We start from the raw sequence: 5,767 nt of genomic DNA, 5'->3' as shown, positions 1-5,767 counted from the left end.
CTTTCAACGGCACCGGTCCGTTCAAGCTCGAATCCTTCCGCCCCAAGCAAGGCGCCAGCTTCGTGCGCAATGAGAATTACTGGGGCGACAAGGCGCTGCCCGACCGGATCGAGATCAAGTTCTTCGACGACGAGCAGGCACAGGTGCTGGCTTTGCAGGCCGGCCAGCTCGACGTGATCCCAAGCACGACGCGGCTGGAGCTGGCGATCGAGGGCAATCCCAACTTCAAGCTGCTGAGCGTGCAGGCGAGCTCGCACGACCAGGTGCATCTCAGGACCGACCAGGCGCCGTTTACCGACAAGCGCATCCGCCGCGCGCTGGCGCTCACGATCGACCGAGAGGCTGTGGTCAAGGGCCTGCTCAAGGGCCGCGCCATCGTCGGCAACGACACGCCGTTCGCGCCGATCTTCCCCTCGGCCGATCCATCGGTGCCGCAGCGCAAGCAGGACATTGCCGAGGCCAAGCGGCTGCTTGGCGAGGCGGGCGTGCCCAACGGCTTCGAGGTGACGCTGACCACCGAACGCGCCTATGACATTCCCGACTATGCGGTCATCATCCAGAACTTCGCCAAGAAGGCCGGCATCGACGTCAAGCTCAATGTCCTGCCGCAGGACGCCTATTACGGCTCGGCGACGTTTGGCAGTTCGCCATGGCTGGATTCGGTGCTCGGCATCACCGACTATGGCCACCGCGGCACGCCCGACATCTTCCTCAACGCCACGCTAAAGAGTTCGGGAGCTTGGAACGCGGCACATTTCAACAACCCGGCCTATGACGCGCTGCTGCTTGACTACTCGAAGGCGCGCGACCTGCAGGCACAGCGCCTTGTTGCCCGCAAGATCCAGACCTTGCTGCTCGACGAGACGCCGGCGATCATCAGCTACTTCTCGCAATACAGCCGCATCGTCAGCTCCAAGGTCGAGGGCGTACGCTTCACCGCGATTTCGCATCTCCTGCTCGACCGCGTTTCCTTCGTCCAGGCATGATCGCGACATGCTGACCGGTCGCATTCTGTCAGCGCGTGTGGGCACACTTGTCCTCACCCTGTGGCTGGTCAGCATTCTGGTGTTCTTCGCCGGGCAGGTCCTGCCCGGCGATGTGGGCCGTGTCATGCTCGGGCCTTTTGCCGACGCGCAAGCGGTGGCGGAACTGAACAAGCGGCTAGGCGCCGACCAGCCGGTTCTCGTCCAGTATTGGCTCTGGTTCAGCAAAGCGGTCACCGGTGACTTCGGCACCTCGCTGTCGATGCGCGGGCCGGTGGCGCCCTTCGTGCTGGAAAGCCTCAAGCGCTCCGCGGCGCTTGCCGGGATTATTTTGCTCTTCCTCGTTCCGCTCGGCGTTGGTGCCGGCGTCATCGCCGGTCTCAATGCGGGCCGCCTCATCGACCGGCTGATCGTGATGGCGGGCGTCTCCTTCGGCATTGTGCCTGATTTCGTTTCCGGCCTGATGCTGCTCATCGTTTTCGGCCTGTGGCTGAACTGGTTCCCGATCTCCGGAGTTGCGCCCGATGGCGCGGGCTTCTGGACGCATGGCTATTATCTGATCCTGCCGGCGCTGCCGCTGGTGCTGAACCTTTCCGGCTATATCGCCCGGATGACGCGAGCAGGCGTGATCGAGGCGATCGCCGCCGATTACACGCGCACCGCCGTCCTGAAAGGGCTCGAGCGGCGCGAGATCATCTTTCGGCACGTGCTGCGCAATGCGCTGACGCCGACCGTCGCGGTGCTGGCGACGCAGACCGGATACATGCTGGGTGGGCTGGTGGTGATCGAGGCGTTGTTCGGCATCCAGGGACTTGGCAATCTGGTCCTGAACGCGGCCAAGGCCCGTGATTTCCCGATGCTGGAGGCAGGCGTATTGGTGATGGCGGCCATCTTCGTGCTGTCGGCGGCGGCCGGCGACCTCTTGCTGGCGCTGCTCGATCCGCGGCAACGCCGCCGGACCTCGCCATGACGGATCTGGCCGAGTTTCCCGCACTGCAGCGCGCCGTGGCGGGCTTTTCGGCAGTGCGCCGGATTCGCAGTGCTTTCGCCGGATTGCCGCCGTCGGTCGTGGTCGGATTGCTGCTGCTTTTGTTCTGGGTCGCTTGCGCCATAGCAGGCAACCTCTTCGTTCCCTACGATCCCTATGCCGAGGATTTCCTGGCGACGCTGACGCCGCCCGATGCGCTGCACTGGTTCGGGACCGATCAGCTCGGCCGCGATGTGCTGTCCCGCATCATCGTCGGTTCGCGCGACATCCTGCTGGTTGCGCCGCTGGCGACGCTGGCCGGGGTTGCCGCCGGCAGCATCATCGGCCTGGTGCTCGGCTATTTCGAGGGCCTCACTGATGCCATCGGCGCGCGGCTGCTCGATACGCTGATGGCGTTTCCGTTCATCGTTCTCGTCACCATGACGCTGGTGGCGATCGGCCCGTCGAACCTGACCGTCATCCTGGTGATCGGCATCGCCTACGCGCCGCTGGTGGCGCGCACCGTTCGCGCCGCCGTGCGTGAGCAGAAGCAGCGCGACTATGTCAGCGCCGCGCGGCTTGGCGGTGAAGGCCCGCTCGCCATCATGTTCCTGGAGATCCTGCCCAACATCAGGGAAACGATCCTCATCGAACTCGTCACAAGGCTGGGCTACGCGTTCTTCTCGATCGCGACGCTGAGCTTTCTCGGCCTCGGCATTCAGCCGCCATCGGCCGACTGGGGACTGGCCGTCGCCGACGGCTATGGCTTCCTGACCGGCGGAAAATGGTGGGTCGTCGTCTTCAATTCCGGGGCAATCGTCTCGCTGGTGATGGCGACCAACCTGATCGCACAAGGCATTGGCGCCTTCGAGAATAGCGATGCATGAGCCTTGATCCGGGCGCCAAAAAATCTCTTTTGCATTGAAGCCTGACGCGCATCCTTATATCGCATGATTATGAAGAAAATCGGGTTCCTGTCGTTCGGGCACTGGACGCCCTCGTCGCAATCGCAAGTGCGCTCGGCTTCGGACGCGCTTTTGCAATCCATAGAGCTGGCTGTCGCCGCCGAGCAGCTGGGCGCGGACGGCGCGTATTTTCGCGTGCATCACTTCGCCCGCCAGCTCGCGTCGCCGTTCCCGCTGCTGGCGGCGGTCGGCGCCAGGACCAGCCGCATCGAGATCGGCACCGCGGTCATCGACATGCGCTACGAGAACCCGCTCTACATGGCCGAGGATGCCGGTGCCGCCGACATCATCGCCGGCGGGCGCCTGCAGCTCGGCATCAGCCGTGGCTCGCCCGAGCAGGTGATCGATGGCTGGCGCCATTTTGGCTACGCGCCGCCGGAAGGGCAGAGCGACGCCGACATGGCAAGGCACCACGCCGAGGTCTTCCTCGAGACGCTGCGCGGCGAGGGGTTCGCCCAGCCCAATCCACGGCCAATGTTCCCCAACCCGCCCGGCCTCTTGCGCCTCGAGCCGCATTCGGAGGGTTTGCGCGAGCGGATCTGGTGGGGTGCGGCTACCAACGCCACGTCGGAATGGGCAGCCAAGCTCGGCATGAACCTGCAGAGCTCGACGCTCAAATTCGACGAGAGTGGCAAGCCGTTCCACATCCAGCAGGCCGAGCAGATCCGCATCTATCGCGAGGCCTGGAAGGCAGCCGGCCACAAGCGCGAGCCGCGCGTCTCGGTCAGCCGCAGCATCTTCGCGCTGGTCGACGATCGCGACCGCGCCTATTTCGGCCGCGGCAATGAGAGCCGCGACCAGATCGGCTTCATCGAGGAGAACACCAAGGCGATTTTCGGGCGCAGCTACGCGGCCGAGCCGGATGTGCTGATCAAGGAATTGGCGCAGGACGAGGCGATCGCCGAGGCGGATACGCTGTTGCTCACCGTTCCAAACCAGCTCGGCGTCGACTACAACGCGCATGTCATCGAGGCGATCCTGACCCATGTCGCTCCAGCGCTGGGCTGGCGCTGACGCCGGATCGATCAGGGCCGAGTTTTCCAGGGAGGTACACAATGCCAAAGAAGGCCTTGATCGCCTGGGGCGGCTGGGAGGGCCATACGCCGGAGCAGAGCGCGAAGCTCGTTCGCACCTTGCTTGAGCGAAACGGCTTCGACGTCACGCTGGGTGAGGGCACGGCGATGTTCGCCGGTCCGGAGCTTGCTTCCTTCGATCTCATCGTGCCTGTCATCACGATGTCGACGATCGAAAAGGCCGAGTTGCAGAACCTGACGCTTGCGGTTCGCGGGGGAAGCGGGCTCGGCGGTTTCCACGGCACGATGGGCGACAGTTTCCGCAATGAGCCTGACTATCAGTTCATGACCGGCGGCCAATGGGTGGCGCATCCCGGCAACATCATCGACTACACTGTCGCGATCACCCGGCCGGACGATCCGATCACAAAAGGCATCAGCGATTTCGCCTACCGGTCGGAGCAATATTACATGCATGTCGACCCAAGCAATGAGGTGCTGGCGACCACCACCTTCACCGACGCGCATTTTCCGGGGATAGGCGGCGTCGTCATGCCGGTCGTCTGGAAACGGCGCTATGGGGCGGGGAAGGTTTTCTACAGTTCCCTTGGTCACACGGCGGATGAGTTCGCGGTGCCGGAAATGGCGCTGATAGTGGAGCGGGGTTTGCTTTGGGCGGCGCGGGGGTAGAAGCAGGCGAAGTTCGTGAAAATCTGATGGAATTCACAGGAAATCTACGGAGATATCCAATGAACGATTCCAGTTGGTCCGCTTCCGAAAAGAAGCTCGCCCGCCACGCCTTCGATAAGGCTCTTGAGGCGGCCCTCGCAAAGACGATGGCCGAATTCAAGAGCAAGGCCAGTGCGGTGACGGTTCCCTCCCAGATGTGGGAGCTGGAAGCCTATTTGCGTGAACAGCGGCGGGATATCGATCGGACGTTCGACTACCGCTATTCGCAGCTCCTTTATGTCTTCACTCATCTCATCCGAGCAGGCTGCCTCGATGAAAAGCTGCTTGCCGGTCTGTCGCAAGACAAGCGGGATGTCATTCGGCGGGACCTTGCCTTTGCGGCGGGACGCCCGGCCAGCGGATGACGACGGCAGGGAGTGCGGCCGCGTCCCAATCCCTGCCATGCTGGAAAGCGGCCGTTGTCGTACTACCATCCCGTCACATGGCGAGGGGGATGAGATGGACCATCAGCGTACTGTTTTTCTGATCGGAGCAGGTTCCGTTGGTGACGACGAGCAAGCCGTGTTCACGCTGCACGTGAACGGCGCTGCCTGCAATCTGAAATGCAGTTATCGGGACAAGGTGATCGAGGCAGAAGAGGAAGACTTTTTCGAGGCTCTGTTCCAAATCCGTCAGGCACTCGAAGTCGATGGCCTGCTACCCTTCTGTTACGGAGCAAGCGCCAATGTTTATCCGGAAAATACCGTGATGGAGAAAAGTCGCGGATTGATAGCCTGCAAGGTGAAGACGGGGCAATTTCCGCAAGAGAGCGATCTGGTCGACATATTTGATGATGGCGTCGACGTGGTTCCGGTTTTCGTCCATATGCAGCAGGAATTTTGGGAAGAATGGCTGACTTCGCTGCCTTCCTAGCTGCTGGCGTTCATCCAATCCCGCCCGTAAACAGATAGGCGCCGGCGCTGCGCCCATCCTCCAGCCGCACAATAGCCGTCACGATCGAGCCATACGAGCCACGCCAGACGCTGTGGAACCGCTGGTGCTCTGCGGCCGGAACCAATGCCTGTCCACAGCAGCGCGCTCCGCTTCGCTGGATGGCGACAGGCTCGCCGTTGACATGCACCTTGACGCTGGCGTGTTCCGCCTCGGCGT

The 5,767-nt window shown here is 62.8% G+C and carries 7 protein-coding genes and 1 pseudogene; 7 read left to right on the top strand and 1 reads right to left on the bottom strand.

What is annotated here, in order from left to right; genetic code table 11:
• From ENZ74_RS19300 to ENZ74_RS19270, 7 genes are all read left to right on the top strand, one after another.
• A partial coding sequence (locus ENZ74_RS19300) for an ABC transporter substrate-binding protein (RefSeq protein ID WP_245470978.1) occupies nt 1-986 on the top strand: 986 nt, incomplete at its 5' end.
• A 7-nt stretch (nt 987-993) separates the two neighbouring features.
• Complete coding sequence (locus ENZ74_RS19295) at nt 994-1,953, top strand: ABC transporter permease (RefSeq protein WP_013530496.1); 960 nt, start codon at nt 994-996, stop codon at nt 1,951-1,953.
• A complete protein-coding gene (locus ENZ74_RS19290; protein WP_013530497.1) occupies nt 1,950-2,837 on the top strand; it encodes an ABC transporter permease in 888 nt (295 codons plus the stop codon). Before ENZ74_RS19295 ends, ENZ74_RS19290 begins: the two co-directional genes overlap by 4 nt.
• Nucleotides 2,838-2,906: 69 nt before the next feature.
• Nucleotides 2,907-3,929, top strand: a complete 1,023-nt coding sequence (locus tag ENZ74_RS19285; protein ID WP_063168683.1) for an LLM class flavin-dependent oxidoreductase — start codon at nt 2,907-2,909, stop codon at nt 3,927-3,929.
• Nucleotides 3,930-3,970: 41 nt separating this feature from the next.
• On the top strand, nt 3,971-4,618 hold the full coding sequence (locus tag ENZ74_RS19280; RefSeq protein ID WP_063168682.1) for a ThuA domain-containing protein: 648 nt from the start codon (nt 3,971-3,973) through the stop codon (nt 4,616-4,618).
• A gap of 59 nt (nt 4,619-4,677) precedes the next feature.
• On the top strand, nt 4,678-5,022 hold the full coding sequence (locus tag ENZ74_RS19275) for a hypothetical protein (RefSeq protein WP_013530500.1): 345 nt from the start codon (nt 4,678-4,680) through the stop codon (nt 5,020-5,022).
• A gap of 94 nt (nt 5,023-5,116) precedes the next feature.
• Nucleotides 5,117-5,530 (top strand): hypothetical protein, encoded by a 414-nt coding sequence (locus ENZ74_RS19270; protein ID WP_063168681.1) that lies wholly within the window; start codon nt 5,117-5,119, stop codon nt 5,528-5,530.
• 10 nt (nt 5,531-5,540) lie between these two features.
• Here ENZ74_RS19270 and ENZ74_RS19265 read toward each other — a convergent pair.
• A pseudogene (locus ENZ74_RS19265) lies at nt 5,541-5,767 on the bottom strand (amidase); the annotation flags it as partial.

The sequence above is a fragment of the Mesorhizobium sp. M7A.F.Ca.CA.002.15.2.1 genome (genome assembly GCF_003998715.1).
In the GTDB taxonomy this organism is placed as follows: domain Bacteria; phylum Pseudomonadota; class Alphaproteobacteria; order Rhizobiales; family Rhizobiaceae; genus Mesorhizobium; species Mesorhizobium ciceri.
The sequence above is the reverse complement of the archived record's forward strand: the minus strand, read 5'-3'. Positions and strand labels throughout refer to the sequence as shown.